This window comes from Terrabacter sp. AAH1, from assembly GCF_054456855.1.
The window spans coordinates 80,787-95,412 of the sequence record NZ_JBTJJV010000011.1; the positions used below are offsets into that span (position 1 = coordinate 80,787).

At 71.5% G+C, this 14,626-nt stretch carries 15 protein-coding genes and 4 tRNA genes; 5 read left to right on the top strand and 14 right to left on the bottom strand.

Annotation, left to right across the window (positions count from 1 at the left end):
• From ACXR8F_RS16145 to ACXR8F_RS16155, 3 genes are all read right to left on the bottom strand, one after another.
• Window positions 1–483: a glutathione peroxidase gene (locus tag ACXR8F_RS16145; RefSeq protein ID WP_045187899.1), complete on the bottom strand. Its 483-nt coding sequence runs from the start codon at window positions 481–483 to the stop codon at window positions 1–3.
• Between the two features lie 111 nt (window positions 484–594).
• A complete protein-coding gene (ligD, locus tag ACXR8F_RS16150; RefSeq protein WP_458801953.1) occupies window positions 595–1,566 on the bottom strand; it encodes a non-homologous end-joining DNA ligase in 972 nt (323 codons plus the stop codon).
• Between the two features lie 130 nt (window positions 1,567–1,696).
• Window positions 1,697–1,769 (bottom strand) — tRNA-Gly (locus ACXR8F_RS16155).
• A gap of 176 nt (window positions 1,770–1,945) precedes the next feature.
• Between ACXR8F_RS16155 and ACXR8F_RS16160 the strand changes: the two genes are divergently transcribed.
• The gene (locus ACXR8F_RS16160; RefSeq protein ID WP_458801955.1) at window positions 1,946–2,236 is read left to right on the top strand and encodes a hypothetical protein; all 291 of its coding nucleotides are present in this window, start codon (window positions 1,946–1,948) and stop codon (window positions 2,234–2,236) included.
• 31 nt (window positions 2,237–2,267) lie between these two features.
• Here ACXR8F_RS16160 and ACXR8F_RS16165 read toward each other — a convergent pair whose 3' ends face one another.
• From ACXR8F_RS16165 to ACXR8F_RS16185, 5 genes are all read right to left on the bottom strand, one after another.
• On the bottom strand, window positions 2,268–2,594 hold the full coding sequence (locus ACXR8F_RS16165; RefSeq protein ID WP_458801956.1) for a putative quinol monooxygenase: 327 nt from the start codon (window positions 2,592–2,594) through the stop codon (window positions 2,268–2,270).
• An 83-nt stretch (window positions 2,595–2,677) separates the two neighbouring features.
• Window positions 2,678–3,181: a DUF1097 domain-containing protein gene (locus tag ACXR8F_RS16170; protein WP_458801958.1), complete on the bottom strand. Its 504-nt coding sequence runs from the start codon at window positions 3,179–3,181 to the stop codon at window positions 2,678–2,680.
• Between the two features lie 9 nt (window positions 3,182–3,190).
• Window positions 3,191–4,225 (bottom strand): NAD(P)-dependent alcohol dehydrogenase, encoded by a 1,035-nt coding sequence (locus ACXR8F_RS16175; RefSeq protein ID WP_458801960.1) that lies wholly within the window; start codon window positions 4,223–4,225, stop codon window positions 3,191–3,193.
• On the bottom strand, window positions 4,222–5,043 hold the full coding sequence (locus tag ACXR8F_RS16180; protein WP_458801962.1) for an iron-sulfur cluster assembly protein: 822 nt from the start codon (window positions 5,041–5,043) through the stop codon (window positions 4,222–4,224). Before ACXR8F_RS16180 ends, ACXR8F_RS16175 begins: the two co-directional genes overlap by 4 nt.
• Window positions 5,044–5,045: 2 nt before the next feature.
• Window positions 5,046–6,113, bottom strand: coding sequence for an amidohydrolase family protein (locus tag ACXR8F_RS16185; RefSeq protein ID WP_045187887.1), 1,068 nt, complete (start codon window positions 6,111–6,113; stop codon window positions 5,046–5,048).
• Window positions 6,114–6,290: 177 nt separating this feature from the next.
• Between ACXR8F_RS16185 and ACXR8F_RS16190 the strand changes: the two genes are divergently transcribed.
• Window positions 6,291–7,811, top strand: coding sequence for an AAA-type ATPase lid domain-containing protein (locus tag ACXR8F_RS16190; RefSeq protein WP_458801964.1), 1,521 nt, complete (start codon window positions 6,291–6,293; stop codon window positions 7,809–7,811).
• Between the two features lie 35 nt (window positions 7,812–7,846).
• Window positions 7,847–8,314 (top strand): GNAT family N-acetyltransferase, encoded by a 468-nt coding sequence (locus ACXR8F_RS16195; protein WP_458801966.1) that lies wholly within the window; start codon window positions 7,847–7,849, stop codon window positions 8,312–8,314.
• Between the two features lie 93 nt (window positions 8,315–8,407).
• Here the strand turns inward: ACXR8F_RS16195 and ACXR8F_RS16200 are convergent.
• The 4 genes from ACXR8F_RS16200 to ACXR8F_RS16215 form a co-directional block, all read right to left on the bottom strand.
• Window positions 8,408–8,482 (bottom strand) — tRNA-Val (locus ACXR8F_RS16200).
• Between the two features lie 29 nt (window positions 8,483–8,511).
• Window positions 8,512–8,582: transfer RNA gene (locus ACXR8F_RS16205), tRNA-Cys, on the bottom strand.
• A gap of 28 nt (window positions 8,583–8,610) precedes the next feature.
• Window positions 8,611–8,683, bottom strand: a tRNA-Gly gene (locus ACXR8F_RS16210).
• A gap of 99 nt (window positions 8,684–8,782) precedes the next feature.
• Window positions 8,783–9,829: a YihY/virulence factor BrkB family protein gene (locus tag ACXR8F_RS16215; RefSeq protein WP_458801968.1), complete on the bottom strand. Its 1,047-nt coding sequence runs from the start codon at window positions 9,827–9,829 to the stop codon at window positions 8,783–8,785.
• Between the two features lie 96 nt (window positions 9,830–9,925).
• Between ACXR8F_RS16215 and ACXR8F_RS16220 the strand changes: the two genes are divergently transcribed.
• Window positions 9,926–11,566, top strand: coding sequence for an acyl-CoA dehydrogenase family protein (locus tag ACXR8F_RS16220; protein ID WP_458801970.1), 1,641 nt, complete (start codon window positions 9,926–9,928; stop codon window positions 11,564–11,566).
• Window positions 11,567–11,621: 55 nt separating this feature from the next.
• Here the strand turns inward: ACXR8F_RS16220 and ACXR8F_RS16225 are convergent, their stop codons facing one another.
• Window positions 11,622–12,563: a polyphosphate kinase 2 family protein gene (locus tag ACXR8F_RS16225; RefSeq protein ID WP_458801971.1), complete on the bottom strand. Its 942-nt coding sequence runs from the start codon at window positions 12,561–12,563 to the stop codon at window positions 11,622–11,624.
• Between the two features lie 89 nt (window positions 12,564–12,652).
• On the opposite strand from ACXR8F_RS16225, the gene ACXR8F_RS16230 reads away from it, so the two are divergent.
• Window positions 12,653–13,396, top strand: coding sequence for a dihydrofolate reductase family protein (locus tag ACXR8F_RS16230; RefSeq protein ID WP_458801974.1), 744 nt, complete (start codon window positions 12,653–12,655; stop codon window positions 13,394–13,396).
• A 30-nt stretch (window positions 13,397–13,426) separates the two neighbouring features.
• Here the strand turns inward: ACXR8F_RS16230 and ACXR8F_RS16235 are convergent, their stop codons facing one another.
• Window positions 13,427–14,596, bottom strand: coding sequence for an alpha/beta hydrolase family protein (locus ACXR8F_RS16235; RefSeq protein ID WP_458801977.1), 1,170 nt, complete (start codon window positions 14,594–14,596; stop codon window positions 13,427–13,429).
• Between the last annotated feature and the right edge of the window lie 30 nt (window positions 14,597–14,626).

Sequence of the window (14,626 nt, forward strand, 5' to 3'; positions counted from 1 at the left end):
CTAGCCGGCGAGGGCCTTCTCGATGTCGGCGGCGATGGCGGAGGGCTCGGTGGTCGGCGCGTAGCGCTCGATGACGGCGCCGTCGCGGCCGACGAGGAACTTGGTGAAGTTCCACTTGATCTTGCTGCCGAGCAGGCCGCCCTGCTCGGACTTCAGCCACGTGAACAGGGGGTGCTCGTCGTCCCCGTTGACGTCGACCTTGGAGAACATCGGGAACGTGACGCCGTAGTTCTTCTGGCAGAAGGCGCCGATCTCGTCGTCGCTGCCCGGGTCCTGGTTGCCGAACTGGTTGCACGGGAAGCCGAGCACCGTCAGTCCCTGCTCGCGGTAGGTCTGGTACAGCTCCTCGAGCCCGGCGAACTGCGGCGTGAAGCCGCAGGCGCTGGCGGTGTTGACGACGAGGACGACGTTGCCGGCGTACTCGTCGAGCGACACCTCCGAACCGTCGATGGCGGTGGCCTTGAAGTCGTGCAGGACGGTCACGTCGTCTCCTCGGGGTGGTCACGCGTGCGGTTACGCGTCGGTAGCATTCTCGCCCCGGACGAGGCTGCGCCGCCAATCGGCGTCGAGGGTTGTCCCTCGGCAGACGTCGGCTCAGGAGGCCTCGTCGGGCTCGGGCGGCAGGTCCTTGCCCTCATGCTCGTCGCGGTCGGCCCACTCGAGCAGCGCCCGGAAGTCGAAGCCGGCGTCGTCGATGCCGGCGTGCAGGTCGCCGACCCGCGCGAACCGCTCGGGCATGGTGGCGATGGTGAAGTCCTGCGGCTCAGCGTCGGCCACCTCGTCCCACGTGAGCGGCGCCGAGACGGTGCCGCGCGGGTTGCCGCGCACGCTGTAGGCGGCGGCGATGGTGTGGTCTCGCGCGTTCTGGTTGTAGTCGACGAAGAGGTCCTGGGGCGACCGGTCGCGTCGCCACCACGTCGTGGTCACGTCGTCGGGCAGCCGACGTTCGACCTCGCGCGCGAAGGCGAGGGCGCCACGGCGGACGTCCTTGAAACCCCACTCGGGAGCGATCCGCACGTAGACGTGCAGGCCGGAGCCGCCGGAGGTCTTCGGCCAGCCGACGGCGCCGAGCTCGTCGAGGATCTCGTGGGTCGTGGCTGCGGCCCGCCGCACCGTGTCGAAGGTGCACTCGGGCATGGGGTCGAGGTCGATGCGCCACTCGTCGGGCTTCTCGGTGTCGGCGCGCCGGCTGTTCCAGGGGTGGAACTCGACGGTCGACATCTGGACGGCCCAGATGACGTCGGCGAGGCGGGTCACGCAGAGCTCGTCGGCGTGCAGCCCGTAGCGCGGGAAGTGCAGCCGCACCGTCTCGACCCACGGCGGCGCTCCGGGCGGGAGCCGCTTCTGGTGCACCTTCGGCCCGTCGACCCCCTTGGGGAAGCGGTGCAGCATGCAGGGCCGCTCGCGGAGCGCGTTGACGATGCCGGGACCGACGGACTGGTAGTACCGCACGAGGTCGAGCTTGGTCTCGCCCCGCTCGGAGAAGTAGACGCGGTCGGGGCTGGAGAGCCGCACCGTGTGGTCGCCCACCTCGATCTCCATCGCCGGGCTCTTGCTCGCCGCCATGCCGACAGCCTACGTATGCCGCACGGTGGCGACGCGTTCCGACGCGGGTGTCGGGCGCCGGGCCGGACGGCATACGCCCTCGAACGCGCGGAAGGGCCCGCCGACGTGAGTCGACGGGCCCTTCCAGCGGAGCGGACGACCGGGCTCGAACCGGCGACCTCAACCTTGGCAAGGTTGCGCTCTACCAACTGAGCTACGTCCGCTTGCCGGCCCTCGGGAGCCGAAGCCCCGTGGGTGCGAGGTAGACCATAGCGGACGGTTGGCCCCGGCGCGAAACCCGCTCTCCGAGTGGCCGTTCGGGCCCCTCGTGCACGTGCTTCGACGGGCACTGCGAGAGGGCCGCTGTCCACCGACCGGCGCGACGGGGGAGGATGTGCGCATGGCCAAGCCCGGTGCCGACCTACGGTTCCTCCGACGCAAGGGGCACGACCTCACCGTGCGCGACGCGGAGGGCGACAAGCACCGGGCCACGCTCGAGAAGCTGGCGAAGTCCGACGACGGGACGCAGGAGGACGGCGCCTTCTCCTTCGGCTACTGCAAGAGCTGCGACTGGACCGGGCCCGCCCGCCGAGCCCGGGAGAAGGCGCGCAAGGACGCGGTGGCCCACCAGACCGAGTGCGACGGCAAGGGCAAGATCCGGATCGGCGTCCGCGACCCCGGCCGGGAGTAGTCCCGACCGGGGCCTCGGATGCACGCGTCCCCTACTTCTCGACGGCCATCTCCCCCAGGTCCGACCACTCTGTGCCCTCGATCGTCGTGTTGACGATCTTCGGGGTGGCGGCGAGGTAGCCCGGCAGCGTCGACGTCGCCTCCTTGAAGTGGTCGCTCTGCACGTGTGCCCCGCCGGCCGCGTCGTCGCGGAACGCCTCGACCAGGACGTACTCGGTCGGGTCTTCGAGGCTGCGCGACCAGTCGAACCAGAGGCACCCCTCCTCGGCGCGCGTGGCCTCGGTGAAGGCCCGGGAGATCTCGGGCCAGTCGTCGGCGTGCTCGGGCTTCACGGGGAACTTGGCGGTGATGAAGATCAAGGCGTTCTCCTGTCGGTGAGTGCTGTCGATGCAGTGCTGTCGATGCAGCTGTCGGTGCCGTGCGGTCGGTGCCGTGCGGTCGGTCAGGCCGCGGCCGGCGTGACCGGGTCCGCCGGCTCGGCGGAGCCCGCCACCGGCCGGCCGTCGACGGCCTTCTGGATGCGCTCCCCCAGGATGCCGGAGGCCCACCCGAGGCAGGCTCCCACGACGAGGGCCAGGACGGTGGGCCAGAACGCGAAGGACGTGCCGAAGAAGACGGCTGTGCCGGCGAAGGCGCCGGGGATGAACGACAGCCACGAGACCGCCGCCTGGACGCAGAGCACGAATGCGAGCACCGTCACGATGATCGCGAGCGCGCCACCGAACGTCAGGCGGGCGGCCGCGAGGCTGGCGAGCCAGCCCCAGACGACGCCGCTCAGGTTGGCGGCCAGACCGTTGCGGAAGCCGGAGAAGCCGCCGCCGGCCGCGAAGTAGCAGGCCCACGCGATGAACGCGACCCAGGTGACGAGGCCGAGCTGCACGCTCACCTGGGTCCAGATGCCGGCGAGGACGCCGACCGATGCACCGACTCCGAGATAGCTCTTCATGGTCGCTCCTCAGGGGACGAGGATGGCCCGGCCGCGGACGTTGCCCGCGTCGAGGTCGTCGATGGCGGACTGGAAGTCGTCGAGCGCGTACGTCTGCGTGTGCAGGGTGACGGCGCCGCGTGCGGCGAGGGCCATGAGGTCCTGGAGGTCGTTGTAGGAGCCGACGAGGTTGCCGATGACGTTCTTCTCGGTGGAGACGAGGTCGATCGTGGGCACGTCGACGTTCTCGCCGTAGCCGACGACGTGGTAGTCGCCCGCCCGACGCGTCATGGCGAGCCCCTCTGCGGTGGAGCCGTTCTCGCCGACGAAGTCGACGACGACCTCGGCGCCGTGACCGCCGGTCACGTCGAGCACCTGGTCGACCTGCGTGCCGTCGGCCACGATCGCGTGGTCGGCCCCGATCGAGAGGGCCAGCTTCACGGCGTCGGCGTTGCGGTCGACCACGAGGATCTCGGCCGGCGTCAGCGCCCGGAGCACCTGGATCCCGATGTGGCCCAGTCCCCCTGCCCCGATGACGACGACCCGGTCGCGGGGGCTCAGCCTGCGTGCCGCCTTTGCCGCGGCGTGGTAGGCGGTGAGGCCGGCGTCGGCGAGCGCCGCGACGTCCTTCGGCTCGAGGGAGTCGTCGATGCGCACGACGCTGCGGGCCGACGTGCGGAGGTACTCGGCGTACCCGCCGTTCGTGTCGATGCCCGGGAACTGGTTGCTCTCGCAGTGGACGTCGTCACCCGACCGGCAGGCGCGGCAGAGCCCGCACGTGACGAGCGGGTGGACGATGACCTTGTCACCCTCCGTGACGTTCGTGACGGCCGAGCCGACGGCGTGTACCCAGCCGGCGTTCTCGTGGCCGATCGTGTAGGGCAGCACGACCTGCGACTTCTCGGCCCACTGGCCCTCGAGGATGTGGAGGTCGGTGCGGCACACGCCGGCCCCGCCGATCTTGACGACGACGTCGAACGGGCCGGTCGGCTCGGGCACCGGCACCTCCGTCATGCGCAGGTTCTCGTGGTAGCCGACGACCTGGACGGCTCGCATGGTGGTCATGACAGGTGCTCCTTCAGCTGGGAGAGCGGGATGAATGTCGTGGGGCTCGGTGGTCTGTGGAGCGCGTCCGCGGGCTCGGCGCCCTCCGGACGGTCGGTCTGGTCCTGCTCGGACCCGGGGTAGCGCGTGCGCAGCAGCCCGCGGCAGAAGTGCGCGTTGCCGTCGATCGAGACCCGCGTCGAGCGGGCCCGCCGCAGCGCGAGCGGGACGTCGGCGGCGGCATACGTCGTGCCGTCGTGGCTGACGAGGACGGGTGCCGTCGGGACGTCGGGTAGGCCCAGCGCCGCGCGGCGGCGTCGGAGGGCGGCGGTGCGCTCGTCGTCGGGCAGGTCGCCGAGGGTGACCTCGCCCAGCGCCTCGACCTCCCGGTCGGGGTCGGCCCGGAGCAGGGCGGTCAGGCAGCGCTCCATCGCCGCCGTGTGCGCCTTGCGCCGGAACGTCTCGCGCAGCTCGTCGAGGTCCTGCTCCGCCTCGTGGCGGAAGGTCCCCCTGTAGCCGGCGTCGGCCGCGAGCCCTGCGTTGATGAGGTCGCTGTCGTGGTGGTCGTCGAGCTCGACCACCACGTGCCGCGACCAGGGCAGCGCGGTGAGCGCGTCCTTGGCGTCCGACGCCATGAGGTAGGCGAAGTTCGGCGAGCAGAACGACGTGGGGAGCCTCAGGTGCACCGTCACCGAGTCGCCGGCGACGTCGAGCGAGCGCACGAACCCGAGGTCGGTGATCGGCTCGTCGAGCTCGGGGTCGAACACCCCCGAGAGGGCCTCGTACGCCGCCGCGTGCGTCCCTGCGCCGCGCGCGGTCTCGGGCAGGGCGAGCGCCATCGTCACACCCCGGCCAACGTGCTGGTGTCGGCGGCGCGCTCCGCCGTGTCGTCGGCTCCGCGCGGGCCGGTGGCCGGCTCGTCGGCATCGGGCAGCCGCAGCTCGGCTGGCACGTCGATGTCGTACATCTTCGCCGCGTTGAGGCCGAGGATCTTCTTCTTCTGGGCCGTCGTGATCGGGGCGTACTCCGTCAGGTCCTCGGGGATCTGGAAGTCGACGAACCGCTCGATCAGCCACTTCGGCGTCCACAGCGCGTAGTCGCTCGAGAACTGGATACGGTCCTCGCCGACCCAGTAGAGGAGCTCGCCGATGATCTGCGCGAAGTACCGCGGCCGCGTGTGGATGAACGGCATCGCGACGGCGAGGCCGGCGTGGACGTTCGGCTCCTGGGTGGCGATCCAGCAGAAGTCCTCGAGCCTTGGCAGACCGCAGTGCTCGACGACGAAGTTGAGGTCGGTGAAGTCGGTGGCCACGTGGTCGACGTCCGCGACGTCGAACGCGTCGCGGTCGAGCGGCCGGATCGTCGGGCCCTTGTGGATGTGGATGTTGGTGATGCCGAGCTCGCGGCAGGCCTCGAAGTAGCGGTAGGCCCACGGGTCGTCGAGACGCCAGCCGCGTGACTCCCCGTGCCACTCGGCCGTGTAGAGCTTGACGCCCCTGAGACCGAACCGCTCGGCGTCGGCGCGCAGCTGGTCGAGCCCGGCCTCGCCGTTGCGCGGGTCGAAGTTGTGGTTGTAGGTGAGCTTGTCGGGATGCGCCTGTGCCAGGGCCGAGGCCTCCTCGGTCTGCCCGAACCCGTTCTTGTAGAACTCCCCCAGGAACGCCGGCTGGAAGACGGCGTGGTCGACGTAGCCGTCCTCGAAGAGGTCCTTCATGAGGCGCCGGCCGCCCTGGTAGAGGTAGTCCTCGTAGCTCCAGACGGTCCCCTCCGGGCTGAGGTTGCGGTGGTAGTCGTAGAAGCAGTCGATGAACTGCTTGCCGTGGATGTTGCGCTGGTTCTCGGGCCGGGCGTCCCACAACGCGACGTGCGCGTCGACGATGAAGTAGCTCTCGCCGTCCTTGCTGTACATCTGGTCTCCTCCGGGTGCGATCGTCGTTGATCGCCTTCGACGATAGGAACGGTCGCGCGCCACGGCACCGGGGTCGGTGTCTCAATTTGAGACGCCGACCGACGAACGCGGAGGAGCGCGCGAGGTACCTTCGGAGTGGCTTCGAGAAGGCCGCCGTGAGGCGGCGAGGAGGCGGCGATGGTGCCGACGCACGACGGGGCCCTGCCGGAGCGGTGGGGGCTGCAGGGATCGCTGGACGCGGGTCCCGTGTCCAGCCGCGTCATCGCGTCCTGGCAGCGCAGCGAGGACTACGGCGTGCCGCTGGAGTCGGTCGAGCCGTTCTTCGCGGGCACGAGGCGAGACGACTCGCTCTTCTCCCAGTGCGGCAACGAGGTGCTGACCGGCCTGCACGAGACCCTCTCCAACGAGCCGATCAGCCTCATGCTCACCGACGCCGACGGCCTCGTGCTCAACCGGTTGAGCGGTGACACCTCGCTGCTGCGGGCCCTCGACGCCGTCCACCTCGCACCGGGTTTCGCCTTCTCGGAGCGCGAGGCGGGCACCAACGGCCTCGGCATGGCGCTGGCCGACCGCACACCCTCGCTCGTCCGGGCGGACGAGCACTACTCGCTGAGCCTGTGCACCTACACGTGCGCGGCCGCGCCCGTTCTCGACCCTGTGACGGGGCGCCTCGAGGGCAGCGTCAACCTCACCACGTGGTCGCGGTCGCGGGGTGACCTGCTGCTCGCGCTGGCACAGTCCGCCGCGGGCAACACGGCCTCGCTCATGCTGGCCCGGTCCCGCGGGCAGAGCCCACGGCCGGCCCCGAAGGGGCAGGTGTTCCGCGTCGAGACCGCTCGTCTCGAGCCGGGCGCGGGGACCCTGCGCGGGCTGTCGGCGACGTGGCGTGGTGCCGTCGACCGGGCCGCCGACGCCATCACCCGCGGGCGCGTGGTGGCCGCCGTGGGCGAGACCGGGGCAGGCCGCGCGACGCTCCTCGCCCAGGCGCTGCGCCAGGCCCACCCCCGCGACCGCATCCTCAGCGTCAGCTCCCCCGACCCCGAGGACGTCGAGGCCTGGCTGGCCTCCTGGGCGCCCGAGATCAGCAAGCCGTGGACCTCGGTGGTCGTGCGCAACGTCGACGTGCTGCCTGCCGGGGCAGCGGCCTCGCTCGTGCGCGTGATGGGGACCCGGCACCCGGTGCCGGTGCCCGGGACGACGCCTGGGGCGCACGGCGGAGCCGGCGGGCGGTCGTGGTGCCTGACCGCCGAGTCCTTCGCCGACGTCCCCGCCGGCCTCGCACCGCAGGTCGACACGGTGGTCGAGGTGCCCCCGCTGCGCGAGCGCACCGAGGACGTCATGCCGCTGGCGCGACACGTCGCCGAACGCACGCGCGGACGCCCGATCGACTTCACGGCGGCGGCCGAGCGCGCGCTGACGAGCTGCGGCTGGCCGGGCAACGTCGACCAGCTCGTGCGGGCCGTCAGGCAGGCTGCGGGCCGTGGCGACGTCGTCGACCTCGCCCAGCTGCCGTCGGAGGTGTTGAGCGGCTCGCGCCGGCGCCTGACGCGGATCGAAGCGTTCGAGCGCGACGAGATCGTGCGGTGCCTCACCCGCCCGGGCACGACGATGAAGGTCGCGGCCGCCGAGCTCGGCATGAGCCGGGCGACCCTCTACCGCAAGCTCGCCCAGTACGACCTGCACGCGCTGAAAGAGTGACGACCCGAACCACCTGGTCTTGCTAGGTTCGGGGCGTGGACATCACGAGGATCGGGCCCGACGACTGGCAGACGTTCCGGGAGGTGCGGCTCGCGTCGTTGGCGGGGTCGCCGGGGGCCTTCGGCTCGCGTCACGCCGACTGGGTCGAGGCCCCCGAGCCGCAGTGGCGGTCGCGCCTGACCACCGTGCCGCTGACTCTCCTGGCACAGGACGGCACGAACGTCGTCGGCGTCGTCAGCGGCCAGCGCGTCGGCGAGCACGAGGTCGAGCTGATCTCGATGTGGGTGGCACCCGCGGTCCGCGGCGCAGGGGTCGCACGCGCCCTCATCGACGCCGTGATCGAGTGGGCCGACGGCCAGGACCGGTCGACGTTCCTCATGGTCCGCAGCGACAACGCGAGGGCACGCACCGCGTACGAGCGGGCGGGCTTCGTCGACCTGGGGGTGCCACCGGACTGGCCGTCCGACGAACCCGCGGAGAACCGGATGGAGCTGCGCCGCTGAGCACGTCACCGGCTGCGCGAACAGGCAACTGGACGGCCGCGCAACGAAACAGCCCCTGACCGGCGTCTCCGCTGGTCAGGGGCTGTTCTGTGCTGGTGGGCGATACTGGGTTTGAACCAGTGACCTCTTCCGTGTCAAGGAAGCGCGCTACCGCTGCGCCAATCGCCCGTGGGTCCTGCTGTGGTGGTGCTGTACCGAGGTGGAGACGGGATTTGAACCCGTGTACGCGGCTTTGCAGGCCGCTGCCTCGCCTCTCGGCCACTCCACCGTGGAAGGCAAGTGGATCTTTGCCTCCGAGCGGACGACCGGGCTCGAACCGGCGACCTCAACCTTGGCAAGGTTGCGCTCTACCAACTGAGCTACGTCCGCGGAACACCAGCGGTGTAACTTCTCCGCTCGGTGCGAGGTAGACATTAGCCCATCGGTCCGGGCGACACAAAACCGGCCGTCGGACCACCGATCCGGGGGTCACCGGCCGACCTCGCGCTCGTGCTCAGCCGGTGCCGCGACCCCCTCGTCGAGCTCGCGCTCGACGGCCTGCTGCAGCTCGGACGGTCGGCCGTGCGTGTACTGGCGGTCCTCCGCTCGTCGTCGGGCGATCCAGTCCACGACCGACGTCGGCTCGTGCTCGCCGAGCTCGACCGGCCACAGGGTGCGCGAGGCGGAGTTGAGCCCCGCCCCGATGAGGATGGCGATGGCGAGGAAGTAGAGCCAGATGAGCAGCACGATCGGCGCCGTCAGAGGACCGTAGATCGTCGTGCCGCCGAGGGAGGCCTCGAGCGAGACGCGGACGAGGTAGGAGGCACCGAGCCAGATGGCGAGGGCCAGCAGAGCGCCGGGGACGTCGCGGAGCCACGGCGCCCGGCGCGGCGTGGCCACGTGGTAGAGCGTCGTCAGCGCGACGATGCTTAGCACCAGGACGGTCGGCCAGTAGAGGTAGCGCAGGAAGGCGAGCGAGTCGGGCAGCCAGTCGGACACGAGGACCGGACCGAGGAGCACGAGCGGCAGCAGGACGATTCCGGCGACCGTGCTCACCGTGTAGATGCCGAGGCTGAGGGCGCGCAGGCGGATGATCCCGCGAATGTCCTTCTGGCCGTACATGATCGACACGGTGTCGATGAAGACGTTGAGGGCGCGCGAGCCCGACCACAGCGACAGCAGGAAGCCGAGGGACACGATCTCGGGCCGTCCGCGACCCAGCACGTCCTCCACCGTGGGCACGAGCAGCTGGCTGACGCTGTCCTCGGTGAGGAAGCGTTCGGCGTACTCCCGGATCGTCGCCACGACCCGGGCGACGTTCTCAGGACCGATCCAGGCACTGACGTAGCCGAGTCCGCCGAAGAGCCCCAGCACGAGCGGCGGAAGCGAGAGCAGCATGAAGAACGCCGCCTCGGCGGCGAGTCCGGTGACCCGGTAGTCGAGGCAGACGTCGACGGTCCGCAGCGTCAGCCGGGCCGCGCCGAGCCCGCCCGGCACCCGACGCAGCACCGCGCGTACGCGCTTCTTGACCGTCATCGCCACGAATCTATCCGTGCGGGTGGGTCGTCGACGTGACCCGTGCGACACGCGTCCCACCGGCGCCCGCCCGGGCGGGCGGCCTAACCTCGGCTGGTGAGCACACACGAGGTGACCAACCAGGCCCCGGAGTACGTCGGCGGCGACTTCCTCGCCGACGACGTCGCACTGGCAGAGGCCGTCGCCCGGTGGGCGGGCCAGTCCGCGATGCAGGAGCTCGCTGCCCTCGGGCGCCTGGCCGGCTCGGCGCAGGCACAGGAGCACGGCCGGCTCGCCGACGCCCACCGTCCGGTGCTGCGCACCCACGACGCCAGGGGCAACCGGGTCGACGAGGTGGAGTTCCACCCCTCGTGGCACTGGCTCATGACCCAGGCCGTGGGGGCCGGCCTGACGGCCGAGGCCTGGCTGTCACCGAGCGGTTCGGGTGCCCACGTGCGCCGAGCCGCCGGCTTCGTCCTGTGGTCGCGTGTCGAGGCCGGGCACGGTTGCCCCGTCTCGATGACGTATGCCGCCGGGTCGGCCCTCCGGCACGACCCCACCCTCGGGGGGCGCTGGCTGCCCGCCCTCGCGAGCCGCTCCTACGACTTCGGCATCCGGCCCGTCACGACCAAGTCCGGCGCCGTCGCCGGGATGGGCATGACCGAGAAGCAGGGCGGGTCGGACGTCCGGGCCAACACGACCCGGGCCGTCGCGTCGCCCGGCGGACCGCTGCCGGGTGAGACCTACCGCCTCACCGGGCACAAGTGGTTCTGCTCGGCCCCCATGAGCGACGCGTTCCTCGTGCTCGCGCAGGCGCCGGGCGGCCTGACCTGCTTCGTCCTGCCGCGCGCCCTCGACGACGGCTCGCGCAACGTCTTCGCGCTCCAGCGCCTCAAGGACAAGCTCGGCAACCACTCGAACGCCTCGAGCGAGGTCGAGCTCGACGGCACGTGGGGCAGCCGGCTCGGTGACGAGGGGCGCGGCGTGCGCACCATCATCGACATGGTCGGCGCGACCCGACTGGACTGCGTGCTGGGGTCGACGGCCACGATGCGCGACGCGGTGTCACGCGCGCTGCACCACGCCCGGCACCGCAGGGCCTTCGGTGCCCTGCTCGTCGACCAGCCGCTCATGCGCAACGTCCTCGCCGACCTCGCCCTCGAGGCCGAGGCCGCCACCGTGCTCGGCCTCCGCCTCGCCCGTGCGGTGGACGACGGCGAGAGCGAGCTGGCCCGCATCGGGGTCGCTCTGGGCAAGTTCTGGGTGTGCAAGCGCACCTCCTCGGTCGTCGCCGAGGCGCTCGAGTGCCTCGGCGGCAACGGCTACGTCGAGGAGAACGGGCTGGCGCGCCTCTACCGCGAGGCCCCGCTCAACTCGATCTGGGAGGGGTCCGGCAACGTCAACGCGCTGGACGTCATGCGCGCGGTCGGTCGTGAGCCGGCGAGCCTCGAGGCCCTGACCAAGGAGCTCCACGAGGTGCGGGGACGCAGCGCGGAGCTCGACGCGTACGTGGACTCCGCTCTCGCACAGGCTCGCTCGCTCGACCCGCTGTCCGCCGGGGCGGCCTTCGGTGCCCGCTCGGTGGTCGAGCGCCTCGCCCTCGCGCTGCAGGCGAGCCTGCTGGTGCGGCACTCCCCCGGCGCCGTCGCCGACGCCTTCGTGGCCAGCCGGATCGCCGGCCGCCGCGGCCACACCTTCGGCTCTCTCGACGTCGACCTCGCGGGAGCCACCGACGCCGTGCTGGACCGCGCCGGCTGAGCCGTCACCCACAGCTGGAACGGGCCGGACGGCATACGCCCCGGGACCACGTCCGTCAGCTGACGGCCAGGCGCTTCTTCTCGGCCTCGACGTCGAAGTCGGGCGGGGGCCACTCGAGGTTCATGCCGCGCAGGGCCTCGAGCAGGAGCTGCTGGACCGCCAGGCGGGCGTACCACTTGCGGTCGGCCGGCACGACGTGCCACGGCGCCCCCACCGTCGACGTCTTGTCGAGGACCGCCTGGTACGCCTCCATGTACGCGTCCCAGTGCCCCCGCTCGTCCACGTCACCCGGGTTGTACTTGTAGTACTTGTCCCGGCGGTCGAGACGCTCCATGAGGCGGTCCCTCTGCTCGTCCGTGGAGATGTGCATCATCACCTTGATGACCGTCGTTCCCGCGGCGATCACCTTGCGCTCGAAGGCGTTGATCTGGGCGTAACGCTTCGACCACACGGACTCGGGCACCAGCTCGTGCACCCGCACGACGAGGACGTCCTCGTAGTGCGACCGGTCGAACACGCCGAGCTGGCCGGGCTCGGGCAGCGCCTTCTCGATGCGCCAAAGGAAGTCGTGAGCGAGCTCCTCCTTCGTCGGAGCCTTGAAGCCGGTCGCCTTGACGCCCTGCGGGTTCACCGAGATGACGTGGCGCATGATGCCGCCCTTGCCCGACGTGTCCATCCCCTGAACGACGAGCAGCACGGACCGCCTGCCACCCTCGATGGAGTCGGCGAAGAGCCGTTCGAGCAGGTCGGACAGCTCCGTCTCGCACGCCTTGAGCGCCGCCTTGCCGTCCACCTTGTCGCCCGTGAAGCCGGGCGTGCCCGAGGTGTCGACGTCGGCGAGCACGAAGCCCTTGCCGACGCGGAGCGAGTTGACGACGTCCTTGATCTCCTGGACGGCCTCCTCCTCGTGGGCGGCGACCACGGCATCCTCGACAGCCTTCTCCTCGATCTCCGCCGCTGCCTTCTGGCTCTTCTTGCCCTTCTTGCCCTTGCCCATGCGGTCATCCTGCCCGAAAGGGCCGTGGTGCGACGGGATGCGCAGGCCCTGATCGGCAAGTGCCCCCGGCCGTCGCCGATACTGACGGGATGCGTCTGCTCGTCCCCGGCCGTTCCGGCCTGCCCGCCCTGGCCGACCTCGACGACGCGGCACTCTTCCGCGCCTACGCCTGCGCCGAGGAGCGCTGGGTGCGCTCCAACATGGTGACGTCGCTCGACGGCGGTGCGACCGGCCCCGACGGGAGGTCGGGATCGATCAACAACGATGCCGACCGCGTCGTCTTCGAGGTGCTGCGGGCGCTGAGCCACGTCGTCGTCGTGGGAGCGGGCACCGTCCGCGCAGAGGGCTACCCGCCGCTGTCGGTCGACGACTCCCTCGTGGCGCTGCGTCGTGCCGCGGGGCTGCCCGACGTCCTGCCCCTCGTCGCCGTCAGCAACCGGGGCACCGTCCCGCCGACGCTGAGCGGGTGCCGGGACGGACGGGCGCTGCTGGCGACCACCGCCTCGGCCCCGGGGCTCGAACCGGCCCGGGACGACCTCGGCGCCGCCAACGTCCTCGTCTGCGGCGACGACGAGGTGGACCTGCGCGTGCTCCTCGACGCCCTCCATGCGCGCGGGCTCGACCACGTGCTGACGGAGGGCGGCCCGGGCCTGCTGGGCTCGTTCCTCGCGGCGGGCGCGATCGACGAGCTGTGCTACACCGTGGTCCCGCGCGTCGTCGGCGCCGGCGCGCCCCGAACGGTGGGAGCCGACGGCACGCCGGCCGACCTCGACCTCGAGCTCCTCGTCGAGCAGGACGGCACGCTCATGGGGCGCTGGTTCGTGCGGCGCTGAGCACGCGCGCCGACTCGCGCGGAGGCACCGCTAGCCGGACGTCACGAACTCGCGCAGCACGCGCTCCCAGCGCTCGGGGTCGTAGTTCCACTCGCGGCAGTGGCGCGCGACGTCCCAGCGCTCGAAACGCACGAGGTCGGGGCGTCGCCCGGCGAGAGCCACCGCCGGTCCGATCGGCACGAAGTCGTCGCCGTCCGAGGCGATGACGAGCATCGGGTGGCGCAGCTCGTCCGCCCGGGCCACCCAGTCGGTGCGGGCCACGTCGATGGGCTCGCGAACGCCCACGAGGCGTCGGCTGCGGCGCGACCCGAGCAGACCGGACGCCATCCGCACGAGGGGGGCGGGCACGCGGCGCAACCTGCCGTGGTGACGCAGCACCACGCCCCAGTCGATGACGGCGGAGTCGAGCACGACACCCACCACGTACTCGGACAACGGTGAGTGGTCGAGCGTCTGCAGCACGATGGCTCCGCCCATCGACCACCCGAGCAGGAGGATGCGGCGCGCCCCGTGCGACACGGCATACCCCATCGCCGCCTCGACGTCGCGCCACTCGGACAGCCCGAGGTTGTATCGCCCGTCCGGACCCAGCGGGGCGTCACGGTCGTTGCGGTAGGCGGCGACGAGGCTGGTCCACCCGGCCTCGCGCAGCACCGGGACGGCGCGGAGCGTCTCCTCCTTGCGGGCGCCTCGCCCGTGGACCAGGACCGCCCAGTCCGAGCTGCTGCCGGGATTCGCGGGTCGCACGACCCACCCGGGCAGCGCGCCGACGTCGGAGACGATGCTCACGTCCTCGTCGGGCAGTCCGAGGCTCACCGAGGGCCGGTCCCAGAAGTAGTACTGGTTCCACCGGGCCGGTCCGACGGAGAGGGCGCCGCGGTCGACGGAGAGCAGGCGACGCGTGACCGACGTCGCGTCGCTCTCGAGGATGTCGCCCACGCGGGCGTGTCCCGCTCCCCCGTCCAGCCACACGCCGTAACGGCCCGGCACCACCGGGTCGGGCGCGGCGGCGAACGTCACGGACTCGTCGTCGTGGCGCAGGATCGCGACGTCGTCGGGCTGCAGCTCGTCGGGCGTGATCACCTTGCGCGCGAAGTACGCGGCCGCGGCGACGGAGCCGCCGGCGGCACCGAGCAGCGAGCCCGTGCCCGCAGCGGCAGCGACGAGCATTGGTCGCGAGACGAGCCTGCGCACCTGCACGCGCACATCGTCGCAAACGGGCCGCCGGAC

Bases quoted from the DNA above. Each gene is read 5' to 3' on its own strand.
- ligD (WP_458801953.1), bottom strand. From the start codon at position 1,566: ATGGCGGCGAGCAAGAGCCCGGCGATGGAGATCGAGGTGGGCGACCAC.
- ACXR8F_RS16160 (WP_458801955.1), top strand. From the start codon at position 1,946: ATGGCCAAGCCCGGTGCCGACCTACGGTTCCTCCGACGCAAGGGGCAC.
- ACXR8F_RS16170 (WP_458801958.1), bottom strand. From the start codon at position 3,181: ATGAAGAGCTATCTCGGAGTCGGTGCATCGGTCGGCGTCCTCGCCGGC.
- ACXR8F_RS16175 (WP_458801960.1), bottom strand. From the start codon at position 4,225: ATGACCACCATGCGAGCCGTCCAGGTCGTCGGCTACCACGAGAACCTG.
- ACXR8F_RS16180 (WP_458801962.1), bottom strand. From the start codon at position 5,043: ATGGCGCTCGCCCTGCCCGAGACCGCGCGCGGCGCAGGGACGCACGCG.
- ACXR8F_RS16185 (WP_045187887.1), bottom strand. From the start codon at position 6,113: ATGTACAGCAAGGACGGCGAGAGCTACTTCATCGTCGACGCGCACGTC.
- ACXR8F_RS16190 (WP_458801964.1), top strand. From the start codon at position 6,291: ATGGTGCCGACGCACGACGGGGCCCTGCCGGAGCGGTGGGGGCTGCAG.
- ACXR8F_RS16215 (WP_458801968.1), bottom strand. From the start codon at position 9,829: ATGACGGTCAAGAAGCGCGTACGCGCGGTGCTGCGTCGGGTGCCGGGC.
- ACXR8F_RS16225 (WP_458801971.1), bottom strand. From the start codon at position 12,563: ATGGGCAAGGGCAAGAAGGGCAAGAAGAGCCAGAAGGCAGCGGCGGAG.
- ACXR8F_RS16230 (WP_458801974.1), top strand. From the start codon at position 12,653: ATGCGTCTGCTCGTCCCCGGCCGTTCCGGCCTGCCCGCCCTGGCCGAC.